The organism is Neptunicoccus sediminis, from assembly GCF_001719615.1.
Classification (GTDB): domain Bacteria; phylum Pseudomonadota; class Alphaproteobacteria; order Rhodobacterales; family Rhodobacteraceae; genus Amylibacter; species Amylibacter sediminis.
Genome location: NZ_MDVX01000015.1, coordinates 1 through 23,705 on the forward strand (window position 1 = coordinate 1; position 23,705 = coordinate 23,705).

The window sequence follows — 23,705 nt, forward strand, 5'->3', positions numbered from 1 at the left end:
GGTGGTCGCAAACTATGATCTGATCCTTGATTTCGTCTCTGAAGAACTGGGGTTATCCAAGTAGGAAGTGAAAATCCGCCGACCGCGCAGTGCGCGTGCGCAAGCAATTGCCGAGATTCAGAAAGCATGTTGAACAGGCAACATCTGGGCGATATCCAAACGCCAACACAAGATCCCAATATAATACCTGAATATAATACGTCATACTTTCGGAATATTGGTTCACAGGACCATCCCGGAGGTTCCTCCTTGACGGCAACCCAATTCCCTAGACGGAGTCACACATGCCCACTGATGAAACGCTGGTTAACAGAACCGAACTTTCGACATTTGTTTTCGGACATAGCCTGATTTACCACCACGAAGCGCACGGGGGGTCCGATCAGACCATTGTGCCTTACTGGATGGACGCCTTCGCGGATGCAGCAGGGACGGATTTTTCTGTGTCAGGCCAGTTTGGTCAGCTTCAAACCCACGTCAGAAACCTGCCCCCGGAGGCGACCTGGTCGTGGCGTTTTGACGGGGTGGATCAGGCGTGGAATTCCTCTACGGAGACCTTTGCCGAAGCAGATTTTGACTCGATCCTGATCACTCCGGCGAATTACATCCAAAATCTCGATCCGAATGATCCGATTTACAGCCTGCCCCGTTCTGCTGTCAGCTACACGCTTGAAATCATCGATTATGCGGTCACGCAGGAACCCGGAATTGACATCTATATCTACGAAAACTGGCCGGATATGCGGCGGGTGATTGATGACAATGTATTCCCGGCCAATACAGCGGAACTGGCGGCATATCATAATCTGACACTGACAGAGCATGCCGCCTGGTTTGATGAATACCACGATGAATTGTCAGCGGCCCGTCCGGACGTCAATATCATCTCCATTCCGGTCGGACCGATTATCTCTCAACTGCTGACCGAAACGCCTCTGTCGGGAATTCCCGTTCAGGCGCTTTATCAGGATATTGCACCGCACGGGACAGAGACGCTTTATTTTCTGGCCAGCGTCATCACCTATTCCGCGATGTATGGCACCCTGCCTCCCGAGGATTTCACCATCCCCTCCAGTGTACATCCGCTAGTGGTTGCAAACTATGATCTGATCCTTGATTTTGTGGCCGAGGAACTGGGATTGGATGGCGTTGTGGATCCTGATCCTGACCCCAAACCGGATCCCGATCCTGACCCCGATCCGGATGTTGTCACAGGGACCGCGGAGGATGATTTGCTTGTGGGCGGTACCAGTTCTGACATTCTGGAAGGCTTGGGGGGCAATGATACCCTGTTAGGCCGGACAGAAGACGACACCCTGTTTGGCGCGCGCGCCGACGATATGCTGCGCGGTGGAAAAGGTGACGACGCGCTTTATGGCGGGGGCGGAAATGACGTCATTAAAGGCAATAAGGGCGCGGACCGTATTTGGGCCGGCTCCGGAGATGACACAGTTAAAGGCGGTAAAGGCTCTGACAGCATCAAAGGGGGGAACGGTAATGATGTCCTCTTCGGTGGCAAGGGTTCTGATATAATCAATGGTGATGCCCATGAGGATATCCTGCGCGGCAACGGCGGCAGCGATACTCTTTACGGCGATAGCGGTGACGACATTCTTATTGGCGGGGCTGCGGGGGATGTTCTTTACGGTGGTGCCGGCGAGGATAGTTTTGTCTTTTCCCGCGCGTTCCAGTCGTCGACAGACGACCCCGACTTTATCGGGGACTTCACCAGAGGTGAGGATGTTGTGGACCTCTCCGGTTTCAAACGGGGTATCAGCTTCGTTGGCACGGATGAATATACTTCCGGTGGCAAGGGGGAACTGCGCGTTGAAGTGTCAGGGGGCAATACATTCCTGCAGCTTGATATAGATGGCGACGGTGCCTCGGAACTTGTCATAGAGCTTGGCGGGATCACCGGCTTTGATGCAAGTGATGTAATCGTCTGATTGCACAAAGGCACTGACAGGGGCACGTCGCGCAAAAGAAGGTTTATTAAACGCACTGCGACGTGCTGCCCCTGGCGGGTGTGTCAGGCCACTTGCAAGAAATCATTACCCCTGTTTCATGACTGATAAGTTTATGTAAGTATTATATTTTTCCTGTCCCGCCGCCCGTCGCTTCAGGGGCGGAAATGCCATTAACAGAACGCGCAACGAAGCGGGGCAGGGAGAATCGTTGATCTGCACGGCTTTTGTATTCAAACAGGAAGCCTTATTCTATTGAAGACAATAATTACAAAGGTATTCGCTTATGGCTGGAGGCCGTCCGCTCTACGTCACTCGTCCGACACTGCCCCCATTGCAGGAAGTCATACCGATACTTGAAGACCTGTGGGAAAGCCGGATTCTGAGTAATGGCGGTCGCTATCATCAGGAATTCGAAGCAGCGCTTGGTGATTATCTGGGGGTTGAACATGTCAGTCTGGTCGCGAATGCAACTTTGGGTCTTATGCTGGCGTTGCAGCAATGTGCCCTGCAGGGACAGGTTATCACCACGCCTTTTAGCTTTATCGGGACCAGTCATACGCTGGCGCTGAGCGGTCTGGAGCCGGTCTTTGCGGATATTGATCCGGTCACGCTGAATCTGGATCCGGCGGCTGTCACAGCAGCTCTGACCCCGCAGACCAGTGCCATCATGCCCGTGCATGTCTTCGGGCGGGCATGCGATACAGCGGCCTTTGAGGCCCTTGCCAATACCCACAACCTGAGATTAATCTACGATGCCGCCCATGCCTTTGGCGTGCGTGACACAGGGGGAAGTGTACTGCGCCACGGGGATATGTCAGTGCTGAGTTTTCATGCGACCAAAGTGTTCAACACCTTTGAAGGAGGCGCTGTTATCAGTCGGGATGCTGCCACGAAAGAAGGTATAGACGAGCTTCGCAATTTCGGAATTGTTGATGAAGTAACCGTGTCCCGTGTGGGTATGAATGCAAAAATGAACGAATTCAGCGCGGGGCTCGGGCTCTTGCAACTGAAATATATTGATGACGCCACAGAGCGCAGAGGTCAGGCGGATGCCCGTTACCGTGATTTGCTGGCGCAGGTTCCCGAAGTTCGCTGCCTGCCTCTGGCCTCTGGTCAGACCGGAAATAAATACAGCTTCCCCATACTGGTACAACCGGATGCCGGTTTCACACGGGATGCACTATACGAGCGGCTTCGGGCCAATGGTATTTACGCGCGGCGGTATTTCTATCCATTGATCTCGGACATGCCCATGTATCGTCACCAGCCCTCGGCACAGCCCGAGAATTTGCCCGTCGCACGGGATATTGCACAACGTATCTTGTGCCTGCCGCTCTCGCCGGATCTCGGTGCGGAGGAACAACAGCGCATCGTAAAGGTCATTGCCGAGACAAAGACAGGCCTGAGCTGAACAATGGCCATGCTTGCCATAATCCCCTCATTGCCGGCACGTTCTGTGGCAGAAGGGCGGGTGTTGCTGACGAAGAAATTTGTTGATGGCATGGCGCGGATGACAATGTTGTGGGGGGGGCCGGTCGTGGCGATCATGCGCCCGCACACTGCTGCATCGACGGGAAATCTGGACGATGCTGAATTCGACCTGGACCAGTTGCCGTTTTCCGTGCGTATCGTTCCTTATACGGGAAACCATATTTATACCGCACTTGCCGATGCCGATGCGGTTATGCTGGGCGGCGATCACCGGCTTGCCAATCTGACGCAATGGTGCCGGTCCCAAGGGAAAAAGACGGTATTTGTGACCGAATATTCGCTTCGCACAAGATTACAGATCATTGATGCAGAAGTCACAAATCCGGTCATCCGCTATCGAAGGTATCTTTGGGCTTGGCATCAGGAGCGCCGCAACCTGCGGGGGATAACGGCTGCTGATGCGGTGCAGTGCAATGGCACGCCGACTTATGACATCTACCGCAAGATAAACGGCAATACCCTGCTGTTTTTTGACAACCGGATGACCGTCGATATGTTGGCCGACCGCAAAGCTGTCGCTGCGAGACTGGCAGACATGGACCGCAACACACATCTCAGGATCGCCTATTCGGGCCGGCTGACCGCAGTCAAGGGGGGGGATGATCTGATCGAAGTTGCCCGTCACCTGAAAAATGCGGGGCTGGACTTCAGCTTCGATATCTACGGTGAAGGCGACTTGCGCCCGATCATGGAAGAACGCATCCGCGCGTATGGTCTTGGGGACAGGGTGCGGCTGCATGGTGTCGTTGATTTCGCGACAGAGTTGCTTCCGGCGGTGCGCAGTCACATCGACCTGTTTGTGTGTTGCCATCGTCAGGGAGACCCCTCCTGCACCTACCTTGAGACCCTTGGCTGTGGTGTGCCGGTGGTCGGTTATGCAAATGACGCGCTTTGCGGTTTGACAAAAGGCAGAGCAATTGGCTGGACGACACCGATAAATGATGCCCGACAACTGGCAAAGAAAATTGCCGATTTGCAGGCACATCCCGAACAGCTTTCCCGTGCCAGTTTTGAAGCGCTGGCCTTTGCCACCGAACATACTTTTGAAAAGGAGTTCGCAGCCCGCATTGCGCAGGTCCGAAAGCTTCTAGACGGCCCGCCATCCCCGTTAAAAGAACTGCCGCTGGCAAAGCCGGCCCGAAAAGATCAAAAAAATGTTGATCGGGGGTAATCCGTCGTGTTGACGCTTGTCACCGTGATATACGGCGATGCGCGCCCCTATCGTGTCGAACTTTTCGGCAGCATACTCAGCGCTTTGAAATTGCGCACCGATCCCGACACCCGGATCGTGGTCTATACTGACCGGACCCTTGGTGATTTCCCCCTGCCGGTAACGGAACGGATTATATCTGCAGCGGATTGGCAGAACTGGACGCGGGGGGCCGGCGTCACCCATCTCGTCAAATTGCATCTTGTCCGGCAGGTTTTGGAAGAAGGGCACGGGCCGGTCATCTATTTTGATACGGATACGCTGTTTCTGGAGCCCCCGGAACATCTGGCCGCCCGCCTTTCGCCTGAGACGGCTCTGATGCATGCGAATGAGGGCCCGATTTCAGGCCACGGTATCTGGTCGGATATTGCAGCATGGCTTGGGGAGGGGCGCGAAATTTGCGGCCGGATGCTTTCGCGCCACTCTGTCATGTATAACTCGGGGATTGTCGGAGTTGTCGAGGCACATCACGACAGTCTGTGTCGCTCGGTTGATATTGCAAATGTGCTTTATGACGTGGATCCTGTTTTCAGTCTCGACCAGTTTTCCACCGGTGTGGCCCTGAGCGGGCAAGCGAAGGTGGAAACCTGCGCACAGGAGGTGCTGCATTACTGGGGCTGGCATCGCAGCTTCATCCGGGCTGCAATTGAGCGGTTCTGGCAGGCGCACCAGCAAGCAGATATCGCAGAACTCTGCGCGGATTTTGCGCCTGCTACCTATACCCGTCCTCCCGAAATTCGCTGGCAGGACAAACTATACGCGCGCTATATGGGAATCCGCTGGCGTCTGTCGGATAACAGCCGGTTTGCCTGTCTTGCGCTGAAATCGGCACTGCATCACGCAAAAACCGACACAGAGACGGCCAACCGCTGGTTTGGGGTGCATATGGATTTCATGCGCAAGCCAACATCATCAAGGGCACAGGGCAAGACCCTTGAAAGGGCATGCCGCGCAGACCATCAGGCGTGCCGGACTTGGCTGAATCCCCGGAACACAGTTGCGCTGGAGACGTGGATCAATGATGCTGGCGCTGGCGCTGGGGCGTCCTGACGTTTCGGGGCCGGGCGCCAAGCCATTTTGCCAGCCCCAATCCGGTTGCAAAGCCCCCCAGATGGGCCTGCCAGGCCAGATGCCCGTCGTACCACCAGTTCAACAGAATATTCAGCAGTACCATCAGGGCGATACTGCCAAGAACGTGACGGGTGCGCCGCAAGGGGGTGGCTGTGCTGTCGAAAAAACGCCAGCCAACCCCGATCCCGACCAGCCCGAAAAGCGCACCAGAGGCCCCAACCATCGGGGTAGTGCCCGCGCTGAGGGCGGCAAAGGACACAGCACCTCCGAGGGAGGTTATTGCAAAGACCCCCAGAAAGCCGCCCTGTCCGATACGGGCCACGACAGCCTGACCCAGAAACCAGAGTGCGAGCGCATTGCCCGCCAGATGTCCCAAGCCGCCGTGAAGAAAGGCATAGGAGACAAACATGGTGACGGGCTGGGCGGCATAATTGGGTGCCCAACTGTCTAAAAGGCCGGGCCAGAACGCCCCGTACTGATAGGCCAGCGAACGCCAGCGGGGGGATCCGATCCATCCCAGATCCGCCATTTGCAGCGCAACCTCGCTGGAGATGAGTACGGTCAGGATTGCAATAAGCGCCCCGCGGGGGGCGTGAGGCGCATAGGACATCCGGTCTTATGGACGCCAGGTCAGACTGCGCCCCAATACCATGAAGACACCGTTGGAGCGTGACGCAGTGCCTGAATCCTTGCGCAGATCAGAGCGGGCCCCGAAATTAATGGACCAGTCCTGGGTCAGCTGGAGTCCGTAGCTGGCAGAAAAAGTGCCAACCGCTATATCTGCACCTTCATCCGTATCGCGCGCCCGGGCATAGTCGAGCAGCAGACGCAGGTCGCTGATCGGGGTCAGCTCTTGGGTATAGCTGGCCTGTAGCGTCGTGTTGCGCCGGTCTGATCCCGCGGTTAGGTCATGGCCCGCGCTGAATTCAATACGGCCCTCGGGCAGATCATAGCCATAGGCGACCCGCCCGACCAGTTGCGCAGTTGCGCTGTCATCCTGTGCAACCCCGAGTGTGATATCCAGATCCGAGCGGGGCAGTTCAAACTGGCGACTGACCGAGGCGGCCCAACGGGTTTCGCTGTCATCGTTATGGGCAACGGAGATTTGCGTCACCAACCGGCCCGATGGCCGGTCAAAGGTCAGTCCGCCCCTTAGGATAGCGCTGTTTTCGACGGCACTTCCATCGTCATCAATGATGTTATAGCGCAGGTTCAGGTTTGCGGTCGTGACCGGATTGATGTTGAAGCGCAACCCGCCGGACAGAGTCGTCGTCGTGCCGTCCGCCAGGGTTGCACGGGCATTGTCATAGTCCTGAATCCGGTGGCGCAACTCCAGCGACGCCCCCAATGGCCGCAGCTCGCCCCAGCGTAAAGAGGCGCCGAATGTGGTTGCAGTGCGGGTGCCTGTGCTGGTCAATTGTCCCAGATCATCCGGCAGCACAACGATCCCGTCGGCGTCGACAAAGCTGGAGGCGCTTCGCAGAAAGGCCAAATCCGACTGGACCCATTCCGCCGTCAGATCGAGCACCGCATTGGCGCTTGTGCGGCGGTAGGACAGGTCGGCGGTCGTGTCCGTGCGTGTCAGACCATCGCTCAGCTGGGTGCCGAACTCAAGTTCCAGCCGGTCCTGACGCGTTTCGCTCAGTGCGCCAAAGGTCAGGATCGTGGTGCTGCGTCCTCCGGGATCCTTGCCCGCAACGCTCAGGCTTCGGTCGGTAAACGCCTCAAACTGCTGTCTCAGTCCAAACGTAAAAGAGAGCCCCCCCGGTTCGCCGTCTTGTGCCAAACCTGCAGCCGGACAGAGGCCGGTCAGAATAACAATTCTGAAGAAATGATTCATTTGACGCAGCACTCCCGGCCATCGTTCTGAAGAATTATTCGAACAAACGGCGCTGTGGAACGATGATCACGTCGCCTTCCCGCAATCGCACGGACCCGTTGGGGCTGGTGCCTTTGAGTATTGCATCAAAGTTGACTGTGTAAATCTTGGCACTGCGGTGCAACTGGACACGTTTGGTGGCGGCGAAATTGGTGAAGCCTCCAAATTGGGCAATCGCCTGTAGCAAAGTGGTGCCGGGTTCCAGTTCCACCCGACCTGCATTTTTGATCTCACCGGCAACAAAGACCGCCGTGACCGGATCTTCGGCGGGGGGGGAAGGCACGGTGGGGCGCAGTTCTTCGAGCGAGACATGTACGTTGGGCGGGTTGGCAAAGTTCGGGGCCAGTTGCGCGGTCAGGCTTCGTTGAATTTGCAGCATTGTGCGTCCGCCCGCGCGGACCTGCCCTGTACCAGGTAAAGAGATTCGCCCGTCCGGTGCGACCAAGACAGTGCGATCCAGATTTGAATCCTCAATGACCTCAATCCGGAGCGTGTCGCCCGGGCGCACCCGGTAATTCTGCGCTGTGGCGGTCGTTACACAAAGGATCAGGGCCAGAAAAGAGCCAAGAAGTGTGGTAATTCGGAACATGAAGTGGCCTTTTGACAATATGGTGAAACAGGCAGAAGCCGTGTTGTAAAGGTCAGTCTAGCGTCCGTTGGCCAATATCAAAATACAAAAAAGATGTAAGGCACGGAAGAAGACCGCTCGGGTGATATTAACCACCCAATTCCTGCAATTGATGGCGGGCGGTATCGAATTGGGGCAGGGCGCTGTCGCCTGCCAGATCAATCGCACGGGACAGCACCCTGCGCGCCTGATCCACGTCTTCAAGGGCGGCATAAGTCATGCCAAGGTGAAATTGCACCAAAGGATCATCGGGCAGACCAAGGGCTGCGGGCTCCAGATAGGATCTGGCCTCTTCAAAATTCCCGAGCCGGAAGGCGATCCAGCCGTAAGTGTCCTGAAACGGCGGCAGGTCGGAATCGCGCAGGCGTTTGGCGATGGTGGCGGCACGTTCCAGACTGTTGGTGTCATCTTTATGGGTTGCAATGAGCGATGCGAGATTGTTGGCGATGGTGACTGCATCGGTATTGGCCGCGTAGATTTCTTCATAAAGGGCAATGGCCCCGTCGATGTTGCCGGATTTTTCCAGTTCATCGGCGCGAACCCACCGCAGGTTCAGGGACCGGGGCTGGACGGCCAGTGCAGCGTCAATGACCGTACCGGCTTCTTCGGCGCGATCGGTAGAGATCAACAGATTGTAGAGGCGCAGCACCGGCTCTTCGGATTGGGGGTATTCCTCAATCAGGTCGCGAAACCCCGCTTCGGCGGCTGCAAACTCTCCGGAAATAGCATGGAGCGTTGCGCTGAGCATCCGCAAGGTCGCGTTGCGCGGATCGTTTGACAGAGCCTCCTCCAAATAGGTGCGCGCCGCATCGATATTGCCCGACAGCCAGTGGATCTGCACCACCTGTGCAATGGCCGTGGTGTCTGCTTTGCCTTGGGCGATTTGCTCTTGCAGGAAAACAATCCCGTCCTGGCTCCGGTTCTGGCTGAGCAACAGGGCGGTTTGCAGGGAAATAGCCGCTTGCTGGGCGGCAGGGTCATTCAGGCTGCGCAAATCATTGGCGAGATCCTGGGCCGGAACCAGGGCGCCTTCGGCAAGCAGAAGTTTGGCGAGTTCGGTCAGCACGGAAACATTGCCCGGATTGGCATTGCGGGCGTCTGTCAGAATGCTGCGGGCGGCGGGGGTGCGGCCGTTGCGCAGTAAAAAGGCGGCATATCGCAAGGATTCCTCAGGGCCGGCCCCCGAGACGTCCACGGCCAGAGCGAGACGCTCACCCGCGAGAGCCAAGGCGCCCTCGCGTTCATGGGCTTGCGCCATAAGCGTCAGGATTTCCGCATCCCGGGGTTCTTGGCCCAGAGCGGTTCGCAAATCCACAATCGCCTCGGCAGCGCGGTCGTCGTCGATCGCCCAGGCCGCACGCAGCTTCAGGGCGTCCACATTTGAAGAATCTTCGCTGAGGATGGTTTCGACCTGTGCTCTGGCGCCAACCCGATTGTCCGTGGCGATCAGCAGACGGGCGAGAATGTTGCGAATTCTCCAGGTCTGTTCCGAGGGTTCTGCATTGGCTGCAATATCTTCGATAATGCTGATGGCGGAATCGCGGTTCCCGTTATCAAAAGTGATCATTGCAGACAGGGTGCGGTAAATATCGGCGTTGGCATTGTCTGCATTGGCTTTGGCAAGCCGGTTCAATTCGGCTTGTGCGGCTTCGGGGCCCTGGCTGCTCTGGATAAGCTGGACCACAGATATATGTCCGGCGGGATTGGCGGTGATGTCACCGGCAAGCTGGCGCAGGTAGTCTTCGGCTTCCGTCAGATTGCCTTGTGCGAGATACCAGTGAATAAGGGTTCGCGACAAATCCTGATCGTCCGGATAGAGCGCGACCATGCGCTTTAACTGCTGGCCAACGCCCGAAGTGTCCTGAATCTGGTTCAGGAGTCTCAGGCGCAGGGTATGATACGGATAGCTTTCAGGGTCGCGTTCCAGTGCGCGGTCAATTTCGGCCATCGCGTCATAGGGCGTGTCACTGCGCAGCAGGTGGTCGATCACCACCCGGCGCGAGACTTCGTCCGAGGCATCCGCAGTCAGCAGATCCGAGGCAAGGCCGGCTGCACGGGCCCGCGCCTTGGCATCCTTAGCGTCACGATACTGAAAGGCTGCCGCCAGCGCCTGTGCTTCGGGATCTTCGGGAACAAGGGCGATGGCAGCCTCGCCGTGGCGGCGGGCCTCGTCCCAGTTGTTCGTGTCCAACGCGACCCGTGCCAGAATAAGCCGGACCTCCGGCGTGTCCGGATATTGCTCTATCAGACGGAGATACTGTCCGTAGGCTGCGCCCAAATTGCCTTGTTCCAGCCGGATATCCGCAAGTTTGCGGCGGGCGTCTTTATGGAGGTTGTTGTGTTGGAAAACATTAAGAAACTCGATTGCAGCACGATCAAGATCCCCCGCCTCCATCAAGGACAGACCCGATTGATAGAAGGATTCGGCTTTTTCTTCGGGACTTTGGCAGGCAACCAAAGTCACAACAGTGATAAACGCCAGACAAACACGCATATATCTCAGCATTGGATTACTTCGTGTTCCGTTTTATGCGGTTGGGGCCGCAACTTCGTTATATGCCATTGAAGGATTCACACTCTTGATGTGGAAGAGTGCAAGTCCGGTCAATCAATAGCCCGTACCGCGAACAACGACTTGTGCAGTGGCGAGCAGTAACCTTACGTCGTTTGTGAAAGTAATATTCGCACTGTAATCCGTATCAAACCGCGCGCGATCCGCAAAGGTTGATTCATTGCGCTGGGACACCTGCCAGATTCCGGTGATGCCGGGGCGCTGGTTGTAATATGCCAGACCGGGGTAAAGTTCCTGTTGTTCAGGCAGCATCGGGCGCGGGCCTACAAGGCTCATGTCCCCGATCAGGACATTCCACAGCTGGGGCAGTTCATCCATTGAACATTTGCGTAAAACCCGGCCAATCGGGGTGATCCGGGGATCCTTTTTAAGCTTCTGGGTTGTTGTCCACTCTGCATGGGCGACAGGATTGCTGGCCAGATAGTCCTTAAGCTGCTGATCTGCGTTGGCGACCATCGTGCGTAATTTCCACATCCGGTAGATTTCGCCACCACGACCAACGCGTTTCTGACAATAAAAGGCACCACTGCCATCGCGGGCCACTAAAAACGCCAGTACAGCAATGATTGGTAGGATAATGGGCAGGGCAAGAAGAACAATAAAAATATCAAACCCGCGTTTGAAAACGGTTTCGTAAAGGCCGCGTTTGGGCAGACACGAAGCGATAGGAACCGCCTTGGTATCATTTGGGATATTACTATAATGTGTCGTCATAATTAAGGTTTCTCACATACTAAATTAAAGTCACTCAAGACGCCTGACTTCTGGAATTATTCAGAAGCGAATATTTGGATATTAAGAATCGTAATTAAGTTATTAAAAATATATTAACTAATTTTTTTCAAAAAATATAGCCTGCGGTGGACAAGATTATTTTACACAAAGGACTTTAAGTAACTGCTTGGAAATACTTTTATTTATTGTTTCTACTCAGAAACAGTCTGTTCTTTTGCAGAACAGTGCCACAAGCTTGTCAAACCGGATTATTCGGATAATAGGGTCCCTAATCCATTTTGTCTCCTCTGTTAAAGTTATGTTGCCCGCCTGCGGCCCGCCGGTTTGTAGAATTCCGGCTATGAAACTGCATCTCGAAGCCGGGTGTCGGCCCCAATCTGGCGGTATCCCCCGGGGCGTGATCATACTTCCAAGAACGCCCACACGACCCTTGATAAGCGCATGCCAGACACCGCATACTCAAACCAAGCAGAATTACGAAAAGCAGGACCGCTTCGGCACATCCTGTAACGGATGGTGTCTGTAGTACTCTTTGACTTAAATTGCCTCTTTATAGCGGGCTACTGATTTTTAATTTGGAACACTGATGAATTACTCGATCAACATTTATCTTGATTACTTCGGATTGCGCGAACGGCCGTTCAATCTGGTGCCGGATCCGGAATTCCTATTCTGGTCCCCGGCCCACCGGCGCGCCTTTGCGATGCTCGAATACGGGATCGTAACCAGTGCGCCTATCACCCTCATCACCGGGGATGTGGGGGCGGGTAAGACAACGTTATTGCATCATCTGCTCAATTCGCTCGGGAATGATTTGCAAGTGGGTCTGATTTCGAACGCGCACGGCACCCGCGACGAACTGTTGCGCTGGGTGTTGCAGGCATTGGATCAGGAGTGTCCCTCCAGTGCTGGCTATGTAGAGCTGTTCGGGACGTTCGAGCAGTTTTTGATCGCGGAATATGCGGAAGGGCGCCGGGTCGTTCTTGTTTTTGATGAAGCGCAAAATCTCAACCGTGAGAGCCTGGAAGAACTGCGCATGTTCACCAATATCAATTCCAACAAGGATGTATTGTTGCAACTGGTTCTGGTTGGCCAGCCCGAGTTGCGCGATGTCGTGCATCAGGCCGATCTGACACAGTTTGCCCAGCGGGTCGCGGCCAGCTTCCACTTGTCCGCGCTTGATGCGGTTACGGTGCGCGATTACATTGATCACCGCTTGCAGATTGCCGGTGCGACGACCGAGCTTTTCAGCCCGAAGGCGAGCAATGCGATTTACACCGCGACCAAAGGTGTTCCCCGCCTGATCAATCAGCTTTGTGATTTGTCCCTGCTTTACGCCTATACTGACGATCGCAAAATGGTCACCGCGACTGTCGTGCAACAGGTACTGGATGATGGCGTCTTTTTTGGCGGCGGCACAACCTCTGTGGCACCGGACAATTATATATTTACACCGCGCAGTTTGAAATAACGGGTTGAGTATGGATTTTAAATTTTACCTTTTGGTTTTCTGGCGGCGCTTTCCCTATTTTTTCATTCTGCTGTGTCTGGGCATCGGGGCAGGGGTGACAGCCGCCTTGCTCCTGCCTCCGGTTTATGTGGCCGAGGCACGGCTGGTGGTCGAATCCGAGCAGATCCCCGATAAACTGGCGGAGTCTACGGTCCAGACCGATGCTTCGGAACAGCTTCAGATCATTGAGCAGCGGATCATGACCCGCGACAAACTGCTTGAGATGTCGAACAGGCTGGGCATTTATCGCGGCGCAGGGACGCCTGCCAACCCGATGACCCCGGACGAGAAAGTGCGTGACCTGCGCGAACGGGTGCAAATCCGTACCTTTGGCGGGTCGGTCCAACGGGGGCAATCCACCGCCACAGTCGTGATTGTGGGCTTTGAGGCTCCGGCAGCACAGATGGCGGCGGCGGTGACAAATGAGATCGTGACCTTGATGTTGCAAGAAAACGTTGAGATGCGCACCACGGTGTCCGGACAGACGCTGGATTTTTTCACCCAGGAAGTGGCCCGACTGGAACAGAGCCTCGCCCAGACCAGCGGGCAGATTCTGAAATTCCAGGAGGCCAATGAAGATGCCCTGCCCGACAGCCTGAGCTTTCGGCGCAACGAACAGACAGCAGAACAGGAACGCTTGCTCGAACTTGAGCGGGAGGAAAACCAGTTGCGTGACCGGCGCAACAGGATGGTGGCTCTCTATGAGAGAACCGGTGATATCGGGCGAGTCGAAGAAGACGTCCGCACCGCTGAGGAACTGCAGTTGCAGGAGTTGAAGGACCGGCTGGCCACTTCGGTGGCGGTGTTGTCGCTGGATAACCCGCGCGTGGTGGTACTGCGGGCGCAGATTGCGGCCCTTGAGGAGGTTGTCGCTGAGCAGCAGGCCGCGCTCGCGATGTCCGCAGTGAATGAAGACGGTACCCAGCTGACGCCTTATGAACTCCAGCTTGCGGATATTGACGGGCAAATGGAGTTCATCGCAGAGCAGAAACAGCAGATCAATTCCAAACTTGAAGCCCTGAAAGCCTCTATCGCCGCCACGCCGGGAAATGCGCTGACGCTTGATACGCTGACGCGCAACCTTCAGAACTTGCGCTTGCAATATGATCAGGCCGTGGCCAACCGCGCCCGCGCAGAGACAGGCGACATGATCGAGGCGCTGTCCAAGGGCCAACGGATTACCGTGATCGAGCAGGCGATTGCGCCCTCCAAGCCGCAAAGTCCCAACCGCAAAAAGATCGCCGCAATGGGGGTCGCCGCAGGATTGGGGCTGGGGTTCGGCTTCATCGCCCTGCTGGAGCTTTTGAACACGGCCGTGCGCCGCCCTGCGGATTTGGTCAACGGACTGGATATAACGCCGATTGTCACTCTGCCCTATATGCGCACGCGGGGTCAGATATGGCGGCGTTGGTTGATCATTTTAACAAGTGCACTGGTCGTGTTGGTCGGAATACCGGCAGGCTTGTGGTATATTGATGCCAATATCCGTTCGTTACAGCCCATTCTTGATGCGCTGCTTGCACGAACCGGACTGGGGTAGGGAAGACAGATGGATAAAATACAAGCCGCCATTGGTAAAGCGCGTGCCGCACGGGCCGCCGCGACCGCCACAGATCCGGCGTCTGCGCCCCCGACATCGCAGTTTGCATCGGACCCGGCCAGCGCATCCCAATCAACAGGGTCAGAGCAGCGGGCCGAGGCGTGGAGACCTCTCGCTACTTTTGCCCCCAAAGCGCGCCAGATGGCACGACAACGGATCGTAACCTTTGCCACCAGCGGGCAATCCCTGCCCGGGGAGGTAGCCTTTGGCGTATTGCGCACCAAAGTGTTGCGGGAAATGCGGGCCAACGGCTGGAAACGGCTGGCAATCACATCCCCTGGAGCAGGCTGTGGTAAAAGCACGGTCACGTTGAACCTTGCCTTCTCTCTGGCCAAACAGAAGGATGTGCACACCATTGTCGCTGAATTGGACATGCGCCGTCCGTCGCTGGCAAAAACGCTGGGCATCAAGGGGAAAACCGGTTTTGACACTGTCATTGAGGGGAAGACGGATTTTGCATCCATGGCTGTGCGCCCGCGCCCCAATCTGGCCTTCGGGTTGAATTATTCTCGCGCTCAAAGTCCTGCTGAACTTCTGCAGAGCCCGACCATCGGGCCCGCACTGGCCAGAATAGAGTCGACCTATACCCCTGATCTGATGATCTTTGATATGCCACCCATGCTGGTTAACGATGATACGCTTGCCTTTGTCGGACAGGTGGATTGCGTCCTTCTGGTGGCAGAGGCCGGCACCACGTCCATGCGCGAAGTTGATGTATGTGAGCGTGATCTGGCGGCCCAGACGAATGTGCTGGGTGTGCTTTTGAACAAATGCCGCTACATGGAGAAAAACGACGGCTATGGGGGCTATAACTAGACCCGACATCCTTGCGGGGTGTCGGGGGGGATGGCGACACAGGCGGGCATGCCTTTATTTAACAGCCCCCTGGTCAATCTGGTTCATACGCTGGCGAAAGTAACGGTGAAGCCCCGCTATACGCAGCCAGCGGGTCAGCTTTTCGCAGTAAAAATTTGTGGCCCCGTAGCGGCGGTGGCGAAATGCCCAGACGTGGCTCTTGTTACGCAGGGCAAGCAGAAAGCGTTCCATCATGCCAGGTTTGACGGGTGCCATTTCGGGAAGATAGCCGCGCGCCTGCATCATCGCACCGGCCCTGTGTTCCAATATGGCAATATCTCTCGGGTCAGCTTTGTGACGCCATTGCTGGACAAGTGTGTGATCCGGAGCCGAATACGTGGTCCCGTGGTAGTAATCCATCATCTGCGGATCATAAGAAAGCCCGAGGAAATTACAGATGTCCCGAAGCTGGTTTTCAGGGTCGGATAGAAGCGTTTCATATTTCAGTGTGAAGACGGGCGGGGGGGATGTTTCGCTCTCTACGACATCCCATGCAGCTTCGGTGTTCAGCCAGTGTTCCACCCCATGATAGGTTGTTCCTGCCCACCCCATGACAATTGAGGACCGCGCCACATCGCGAGGATCGCGCAGCAAATGTATCAGCGGTGCATGGGGCAGGATGGCAATAATCCGGTCCACATGACGGTGAATATTGATCGACAGGATTTTTTCGGAATGTTGGCTTTTAAGTTCCCGCAGAAAAGCCTCTAACAGGTCCAGTCCGTCCAGACCGGGCAAGAGGGTCATGCCATGAACCTGAAAAATCCGGTTCAGCGTGAGCGCCGCCAGATCATAACGCCAGCCGGTTGGATGGGTCGGGTCGGGGTGCAGATGGTCAAACAGAAAATCCATCTCGCCAGGATTGGCAATTTGGGGATGGGCGTTCAGCATCAACCGGAACACTGTTGTGCCTGACCGCAGTGCGCCATACACGAATACAATGTCGCGGGTGGTCAAAGTATTCATGATTATCCCCTGTTAGCGTCTGGATAGAAACTAAATGGGTATTGTTAATTTGTGAAGCTTTCAGATTGAGTGCCAAATATCACAGTTATACCGTTTGCACCGTGGCGGACGTATCACGACCTTACGTATAATATGTAACACTCCGAAGCCGGAGACTTCAGAGAGTTACCGGACAGTTTTCCTGTCAGAACTGCGCCTCTACTGGGCAGGTCGCGGCGCTTTGGTTGAACTGTTCCGGCGCGACCTGCTCTGGGACGGGATGAATCGGGTCAGGCGATACTGTCTTTAACCCAGTCAAAATCATCCATGCCCAAACCTAATAGCGTGATGCTGTCATCTCCATTGCTAAGCACCAGATTGCCGTCTGCCATGCTGGCGGCGTCATCAATGCTTTGGCCGTCGGACAGGAAGTTTTTGAGGCTCAGGCTGTCCTTGACTGAGAAGTCGGTCACAATGTCCTGACCGCTGCCCGCGCTGAATACGAACTCGTCTTTGCCCAAACCGCCGGTCATGATGTCGTTGCCTGCTTGACCGGACAGCTTGTCGGCACCACGGCCCCCTTTGAGGGTGTCTGCCCCGGACCCGCCATTTACCGTGTCATCGCCCTTACCGGCAAAAATTTTATCCTTACCTTTGTTCCCGTGCAGGACGTCGTCATTGTTCATACCGTAAAGCCGGTCGTTACCGGCCTTGCCGCGCAGGTAATCATCGCCGCCCCGTCCGTAAAGCGCATCATCACCGCCGGCCCCGTTCACGCGGTCCTCCATACCGGAGCCCCGAAGGATATCGTCTTCCTTGGTTGCTGTGATCGTCGGCGCACCTACAGTGATAGCTGCGTTGTTCAGATCCAGCGAGGCAGAGCTGCCGTCCAGTGCGTCTTCGGGATTGTCAGTGTTGGAGGCATAAAAGATATAGCTGGGTTTCTCTCCGGATTCATCCAGAGACAGCAGTGTTCCCAAAGCCGAACCGTGGTCGATTGCCTTGATGACGACACCCTCGCCTGCACTGCGCAGATTACCAAGCTTGACCTCGTCCAGTGTCTCGCCGTCAATGACCTCGGTTTTCTTGATACGGATCACATCGGCGTCGGGATCGGTCGGATTGATCGGCCCGGTTCCTTCGGTCAGTTCCAACACACCATCGGAATTGACTTTCAAGTCTGCCAGAATGACCACCTCGCCCGTACCAAAGGCGAGTTCTTCCACATTGATGATAAAGTCGCTGCCATCGGGGCCGTTGATCCGGTAGCCGTCGCCCTCGATGCGCAGGGAGTAATCTGCAGGGCTGCCCGACAGAACCACGCGATCCGTCCCGCGGCCGCCGTTGATGCCGTCATTGCCCTTTCCGGCGATGAAGGTGTCATTGCCACGGCCGCCCATAAGATAGTCTTCCTCAGGGGTGCCTATCATGACGTCGTTTGCATTGGTGCCTGTTTCGGTAACACCTTGCTGGCGGAACTCCCCGCCCTCGGCCTCGGACCACCAGGGAGACGTCCTGTCGTTGAGACGTTCCAGCAATTCTGATCGCGGGGTGGTATCATCCAGACTGTCATAAAGCGCCCATGACCCCCATTTGGAGGGGGTGGCAATATCGGTGAACTGCATAAAGGCCCCATCGCCATGCTCAGTCCAGGCATCCCATATCTGCTGGTAGAGCTCGGCCATTTCTTCGGACCGCACGAACTCAATCATGAAGTCGTTCAGGGCGGCAATGTGGGCTTCGGTCAGACCGCTTACTGCGAAAGAATGGTGCACATGCTGACCCCCCTCATAAGCGACGAGCTTGAGGCCATTGTCATGGGCAACGGCTGCGGTCTCTTTGAGGGATCCTGCTATTTGCGGGATCGAGTTGGTGTAGTTGGGATCTTGCAGCCGGTTTGCCAGCCATTGCTTGGCATCTATCGCCGGGTTGCTGATTGCGGCGATCAGATCGTCTCTGAGGTCGTTATGGCCCATTGTGGCCACGCCAAAATAGGTTGTTGTGGCCAGTTCTTCAAAGACTGTGGTTGGGTCGACGTAATTTTCCGGCTCGTTCTCGCGCCAGATGGCGGCGTCCAGAAGGCGTTCGGACAGCCAGGGGTTTACAGCGTTTGTCCCCAGCACATTCGCCAAACGCCCTCCGTCTGCCTCCGGACCATAGACGTCTTCCCAAATCAGGGCAGTCTCAACAGCTTTCTTGACATGGTAATCAAAGCGGGCGCTTTCCCCCCATTCGGCTTCGGATTGATCGCGGACCCAGCGGGCCTGTTCAAAGGAAAGGTTCCAGACCTCATTGGAATATTCGACCCGTGCCGTCAGTTCTGGGTCGAGATTGTCCCGCACATAGGTCGCAAAATTGCGGATATATTCGTCATCGGCAAGGTGGGGCATTGTGAACCATGGATCCACACCCAGTTCGTTGGCCAGTTGCACCATATATTCCACCGGCATGCCCTGCTTGCCGAATGGCCCCGTAACGGAGGGCATGTCATCCCAGGAGGTCACTTCGGAATTATTCGTTTCCATCCAGTTCATGAAGCGCAAGTCGCGGGCATCTTCGACCAAGGCAAGCCAGTCGGGATTAAACACCGCCCCCGCATCGTACAGGTCTTTGTGCTCTTCTGCGACGATCGAGATGTTCTTGATGTAATTCCCGTTGTTTCTGGGGTCCGTTTCCATAATGTTCATGAGGAAGTCTGCGGCATCGGTATTTTCAAAAACGATGCGCCCGGGCTCGGAAGAAATAATCGTGGCATCGCCGCGCAGTTCGATGGTGCCTTCGCCTTGGTATTCCAAAACGTAAACGCCGGCATGGTCGTTTCCGGCGTTTTCACGGAAATCGCTCCAGGCCCAGATTGTGCCAATCCGTTCAAGTCCGGCGGGGATTTCGGTCGGCCAGCCATCGGCGTCCAGATAGCCGCCATCGCGCAACTCGTCGGTGGTCATGCCACCCCAACCGCCGTCAACATGCCCGATCCAGGGGCGCATCATTTTTGTCAGGTCAAGAAACTGCAGTCCCGGATTGTAGTCATAAGCCCCAGCCAGATTGAACGAGAGCGTCGGGTTGTCCAGTCCTTGTGCTGTTTCGGCCTGTGCCAGTTCGGATTCGTAAGCCATTATATAGAGTCCCAGTATGAGCCGGAGAATGAATGGCAGGGCACCAGAAATCCGACGGCAGAGAAGTTCGCGCCAACACATAAAAACTATTCCCCCCGTGTCTATTCGATGTTTTGAGCATGACCATTTCAGGCGGAATATTACCACATTTGGGAGCGGTAGGCAGATTATGGCTTAAAATAGGGGGCGGTTGTGGCTATCGCGACAGCCCGCGGTGTTGGCGCGTGACAGATTCCGGCTGGGTCTGTTCCGGCGATTCAGGTCAGGGGCTTGTGCTTTTTGCCTGACAAGACGCAAATGTGCGAGCCCCGAAGCCAACCGGCAGCGTGGGTCCTGCACACCACCGGATCGGGATGTTACGCGTAGCCGTGACACATCTTTCAAAACACAGTGGGGATTATGACTGTCAGGGGGTATCGGACGTCATCCGCGCGCTGCGGCAGGACATCAAATTGAAATGTTATTGCTCGTATCTGCTTTGCGGAATCCGCTGGGGGCTCGGGTGGGCTGCAGGCGAGGGGTGTCGGGCGAAGCCGTAGCGGGAAAGCGTAAACCAGAGCGCACCTGCGCTGACGCCAACGATCCCTCCCACTACATAAGCTGCAATGGCCATCAAGAGACCTGCCCCTGACGCAAACGTCACAATGGCAGTCAAGATGCCTGAGATTATTCCGAGAGTGATGTAGACAATAAACATCTGCTATTCCTAATTACTATGTCTTCTTAAAAGAAACGTCACTCCCATGTCCATTTCATGAACTAATTATGTCTTTTTTGAGCGGATTGTAACCACATTTACGAATTTACTGGCGGAGTGAGGCTCAATCCTAGGGCGGTGTGCTTTTTTAAACACAATACCTTAGGTGGTAATTAGTGTAAATTGTAAATTTGTTCTGAATGCAACTTCTAGGGGATTTTATCAACAGGGGCGCCGAGGGCGTACCCACGCTGCATCAGATGCGACCTGTTGAAGTCGTCCCATCGCTGATATCCCTAAACGGCCCTGTTCTTGGAATAAATAGCCTCCGTTACGTAACGGGGTTCGGACTGCATGTCCGGTTGAGACCTGCGCGTAAATTCCCTTCAGGGTAGTTTCCGGCCAGCCGCCCGGTCGGGGCCAAAGACACTTGGAAGGCGAGTCTGTTGCAAGGGCAGAGGGCAGAGCGTCGGGATTTATACAAAGACTTACTGATTTTGCATGGCCTGCCCTGTTTTGGGCGCATCAATGGAATATCTGGCGAATGGCTCTGATAGGAATCCCCGCCGGAGATTCTTCTGATAATATGGCGTGACAAAGGAAGCGGTCAGGCCCTGCCGAGGCTGGCGGGATTCTCTTGCCGGCGCTAAAGTCCCGGGACGAAACGGGGCATCACGGAGGTAAGCTCGAGGAAGGTATTTTGCAGGCGTGCCTCTGCATCGGCGTCTGTTTCGTCCTTTGCAATCGGGGTGGTCAAACGCACGAGCGCGCCGTCAGTCCGGCCAATGGTCAACCCATCCCAAAGCAGATAGATTTTGGCTGCCAGATCCCAAGCCACGTGGCGACCGTGCTGCTCAAACCAGTAATAGACCAGCATTCGGGATTCGCCCTTCTGGATCACGGCGCGGTTCAAATTATAAGTCCCTGCCAGGCCGGACTGCGGGGCGACATCGAACCGTTCCAGCCAAGCGATCTCCCAGCCTGCACCTGGCAGGCAGATTTCGGGGGAGTGGGTGCCATTTCGGGTTTGATCGTCATACCATGCAATGAACAGTCCTACCTGTGCTGCGGCATCAGAACGGGCGAGCTGGACCGCAAGGTAGTCATCGGCACCCAGAACCTGTGCGACATTTTCAGTTAAAACTTCGGGAGTGCCGACATTCCAAGGGCCCAGATTTTTTGGAAACAGCAAAAAAGGTTCGCGATCAACCGGGCCGGTGTCTATCTGCGGGCGGGCCTGCCAGCTTATCGATGCCAGCGACAGCACGACGGCTGACAGAATGAGAGCCTTTGACGGCTCGATCAAGCGGATGCGGGTCGCCTGCGTCACCCAGCCGGAGGTGTCCAGATCCAGCGCGTCCAGAAGCGGCATTTTCTCAGCTGTAAACCGCAGCATGACCCAGGCAAGAAGAAACAGGATCACCACGCAAATCATAAAGATGACCCAGCCTTCAAAGAAATGGCTGAAGCCTTCGAGATATTCCAGCCCCAGATAGTTCACCAGCCAGCCGGCAAAGGCGATGCGCACCGAATTCATCACAATTGTGATCGGTGCGGCCGCCAGAAGCAGGACGGTTTTATGCCAGATGGAACCGCGAAACAGCACTGCAAATATGTAGGAGAACGACATGATGGGGAACAGATAACGCAGGCCGGAGCAGGCTTCGGCCACGTGCAGTTTGTAAACCCCGAGATCAATGATGTTGCCCTCAAGAAAGACAGGTACATTGATAAGTTGCAACATCCAGACGCCAAGTTCTGACGACCAGGCCTGTAGGATGGTGGACATTTTATAATAAATGACCCCCGGCAATGGCAGCATGAAGACAAGATGCACCACCGGTGGCCAAAACTGCTTGCCCTGTTGCCAGCCCCAAGAGATCAGCAACATCGCTCCCACCCAGAGAATCAGCGCATAGGCTACGATATCGTCAATCCGCGCCTGTTTGCCCACGGCCCCGATCAGTAGTGCAAAGACCAGCAAGGCGATCCCCGCGCCGCGGTCGGTAACAGGATCGGAGGTGACGGGGACATCTTTAAGCTGGCGTAAAAAGAGCAACAGGGACAACACCGGAATCAGGGGTCCATGGCTGTACTCGGGGCGTTCCCATGCGGTTAACAGCGCGGCAACGCCCTCTTGAAAATACAACAGCGCGGCAAGTGTTGCGATCACCAGCCAGAAAGTGCCAGCGTGGAAATACCCATTCAGAGCGGAAAACGTTCTTTGTTTATGGATCGCGGGCATCTTTGAAACACTCGTCAAATTGGGGTCTTGCCGCGCAGGGAGCCGTCCCGAGACAGAAAAGTAGCGGGACTGCTACGCGATCTGGAGTAAGTTATTAGATCACACATGCAGCATTGCGCCAAACGTCTTGTTTCATCCTTTGGGCCGCTCAAAGCGCGCCTTTGTTTGCGAAGGGTCTTCAGACCGCTTTGCGCAGTTTCATCCCGCCATAGCGCAAAACGCTTACACGTCAGAATTTCTAAGGATGTTTCAGGGCGCTCCTCAAAAGAAGGCCTGTGATAATGTCCGGATCAGGATAATGCCGGACCTACCAGAACTCGGAACAGGAGAGGAGCGGGCGTCTGACGCCCGTCCATGTCTTGGCCCGTTTTATGCTTTTGTCCGTTTGCGACGCCGTGCAAAGCCCAAGGCCCCAAGTGCGCCGAGCAAAAGCATTCCACCCGCAGGCAGTGGCACAACTGCCGGAACAGCATCCGCCGAACGGACTGTTATGCTTGCAATAGCAAAGCTGGAATGCTTGAACTTATCCTTTTTTTCAAGAAATGAGTCCAAGGCCGAAACATCAAACCGGTTTGAGGTGTGATCGTCTGTGAACGTATAGGTTTCCACAACGTCACCTGTCAGGGTCTCAAGGCCACTGGTGGCAAATCCAAAGTCGTCCCGCTTTTTGAACTTTCTGAAGGTGATGCTTTCGATGGTCACATCGGTGTCAAAGTTGAAAACAACCGTTTCCTCAGCGCCTTTGGAGTCAATTTTGGCGGAATTGTCGTTTTTGCCGGATTTTACGCCTAAGCCGAAATCCTTGGCCAGTACTTTGGAACTGGAGGTAACATCTTTGGGGTTGGTCTTAATGGCACTGACCATCAAGCCAATATCGCCCTGTGTGAAATCGAGTATCTTTGCCCGTTTCATCTTTTCGGCAGTGAAGTCAAAGGTAACACTGGCGGCCCCGGCCGTTACCGTCGAAAGAGCCATTCCAAGCCCTAAGGCCAAAGCTCCGTTAGTCAGGTTCTTCAAATTCAATTCAAAACTCCACATAGTAAAACTTCCCAATCTGGCCATTTGCGCAGATCTACAAACTAAAAACTGACGAAGCCTGATACATAGACTTCCGAGACTCACTTTATTTAATTAGTTAATCTAAGCACAGTTGGAGTAATTTTCCAACCGCAACATTCCTAGAT

Annotated in this window: 16 protein-coding genes; 7 read left to right on the top strand and 9 right to left on the bottom strand. The window is 55.3% G+C overall.

The genetic code is table 11. The features are described 5' to 3' along the window. Window positions 1–284 precede the first annotated feature (284 nt). The 4 genes from BFV97_RS14620 (at window position 285) to BFV97_RS14635 (ending at window position 5,718) form a co-directional block, all read left to right on the top strand. Window positions 285–1,946: a M10 family metallopeptidase C-terminal domain-containing protein gene (locus BFV97_RS14620; protein WP_069301141.1), complete on the top strand. Its 1,662-nt coding sequence runs from the start codon at window positions 285–287 to the stop codon at window positions 1,944–1,946. Window positions 1,947–2,250: 304 nt separating this feature from the next. Further along, on the top strand, window positions 2,251–3,378 hold the full coding sequence (locus BFV97_RS14625; RefSeq protein ID WP_069301142.1) for a DegT/DnrJ/EryC1/StrS family aminotransferase: 1,128 nt from the start codon (window positions 2,251–2,253) through the stop codon (window positions 3,376–3,378). Between the two features lie 63 nt (window positions 3,379–3,441). After that, a complete protein-coding gene (locus BFV97_RS14630; RefSeq protein ID WP_157888340.1) occupies window positions 3,442–4,629 on the top strand; it encodes a glycosyltransferase in 1,188 nt (395 codons plus the stop codon). Between the two features lie 6 nt (window positions 4,630–4,635). Then, window positions 4,636–5,718: a hypothetical protein gene (locus BFV97_RS14635; RefSeq protein WP_069301144.1), complete on the top strand. Its 1,083-nt coding sequence runs from the start codon at window positions 4,636–4,638 to the stop codon at window positions 5,716–5,718. Here BFV97_RS14635 and BFV97_RS14640 read toward each other — a convergent pair. From BFV97_RS14640 to BFV97_RS14660, 5 genes are all read right to left on the bottom strand, one after another. Beyond that, entirely contained in the window at window positions 5,684–6,349 is a 666-nt protein-coding gene (locus tag BFV97_RS14640; protein WP_069301145.1) for a rhomboid family intramembrane serine protease, read from the bottom strand. The genes BFV97_RS14635 and BFV97_RS14640 overlap by 35 nt on opposite strands. 6 nt (window positions 6,350–6,355) lie before the next feature. Next, window positions 6,356–7,579, bottom strand: coding sequence for a TonB-dependent receptor (locus BFV97_RS14645; protein ID WP_069301146.1), 1,224 nt, complete (start codon window positions 7,577–7,579; stop codon window positions 6,356–6,358). A gap of 34 nt (window positions 7,580–7,613) precedes the next feature. Continuing rightward, entirely contained in the window at window positions 7,614–8,207 is a 594-nt protein-coding gene (locus tag BFV97_RS14650) for a polysaccharide biosynthesis/export family protein (RefSeq protein WP_069301147.1), read from the bottom strand. 127 nt (window positions 8,208–8,334) lie between these two features. Then, complete coding sequence (locus BFV97_RS14655; RefSeq protein WP_083225664.1) at window positions 8,335–10,752, bottom strand: tetratricopeptide repeat protein; 2,418 nt, start codon at window positions 10,750–10,752, stop codon at window positions 8,335–8,337. A 102-nt stretch (window positions 10,753–10,854) separates the two neighbouring features. Next, window positions 10,855–11,532 (bottom strand): sugar transferase, encoded by a 678-nt coding sequence (locus BFV97_RS14660; protein WP_069301149.1) that lies wholly within the window; start codon window positions 11,530–11,532, stop codon window positions 10,855–10,857. A gap of 607 nt (window positions 11,533–12,139) precedes the next feature. Here BFV97_RS14660 and BFV97_RS14665 point away from each other — a divergent pair. The 3 genes from BFV97_RS14665 to BFV97_RS14675 are packed head-to-tail and all read left to right on the top strand — an operon-like array spanning window position 12,140 to window position 15,479. Continuing rightward, window positions 12,140–13,024 (top strand): ExeA family protein, encoded by an 885-nt coding sequence (locus BFV97_RS14665; protein ID WP_069301150.1) that lies wholly within the window; start codon window positions 12,140–12,142, stop codon window positions 13,022–13,024. Between the two features lie 10 nt (window positions 13,025–13,034). Beyond that, entirely contained in the window at window positions 13,035–14,603 is a 1,569-nt protein-coding gene (locus tag BFV97_RS14670; RefSeq protein ID WP_069301151.1) for a GumC family protein, read from the top strand. A 9-nt stretch (window positions 14,604–14,612) separates the two neighbouring features. Continuing rightward, window positions 14,613–15,479, top strand: a complete 867-nt coding sequence (locus BFV97_RS14675) for a CpsD/CapB family tyrosine-protein kinase (RefSeq protein ID WP_069301152.1) — start codon at window positions 14,613–14,615, stop codon at window positions 15,477–15,479. Window positions 15,480–15,533: 54 nt separating this feature from the next. Here BFV97_RS14675 and BFV97_RS14680 read toward each other — a convergent pair whose 3' ends face one another. The 4 genes from BFV97_RS14680 to BFV97_RS14700 form a co-directional block, all read right to left on the bottom strand. After that, window positions 15,534–16,484: a sulfotransferase family protein gene (locus BFV97_RS14680; RefSeq protein WP_069301153.1), complete on the bottom strand. Its 951-nt coding sequence runs from the start codon at window positions 16,482–16,484 to the stop codon at window positions 15,534–15,536. A gap of 269 nt (window positions 16,485–16,753) precedes the next feature. After that, complete coding sequence (locus BFV97_RS14685; protein WP_069301154.1) at window positions 16,754–19,579, bottom strand: calcium-binding protein; 2,826 nt, start codon at window positions 19,577–19,579, stop codon at window positions 16,754–16,756. Between the two features lie 1,343 nt (window positions 19,580–20,922). Further along, the gene (xrtD, locus tag BFV97_RS14695; RefSeq protein ID WP_245667758.1) at window positions 20,923–22,539 is read right to left on the bottom strand and encodes a VPLPA-CTERM-specific exosortase XrtD; all 1,617 of its coding nucleotides are present in this window, start codon (window positions 22,537–22,539) and stop codon (window positions 20,923–20,925) included. A 351-nt stretch (window positions 22,540–22,890) separates the two neighbouring features. Further along, complete coding sequence (locus BFV97_RS14700; protein WP_083225665.1) at window positions 22,891–23,583, bottom strand: VPLPA-CTERM sorting domain-containing protein; 693 nt, start codon at window positions 23,581–23,583, stop codon at window positions 22,891–22,893. Window positions 23,584–23,705 lie beyond the last annotated feature (122 nt).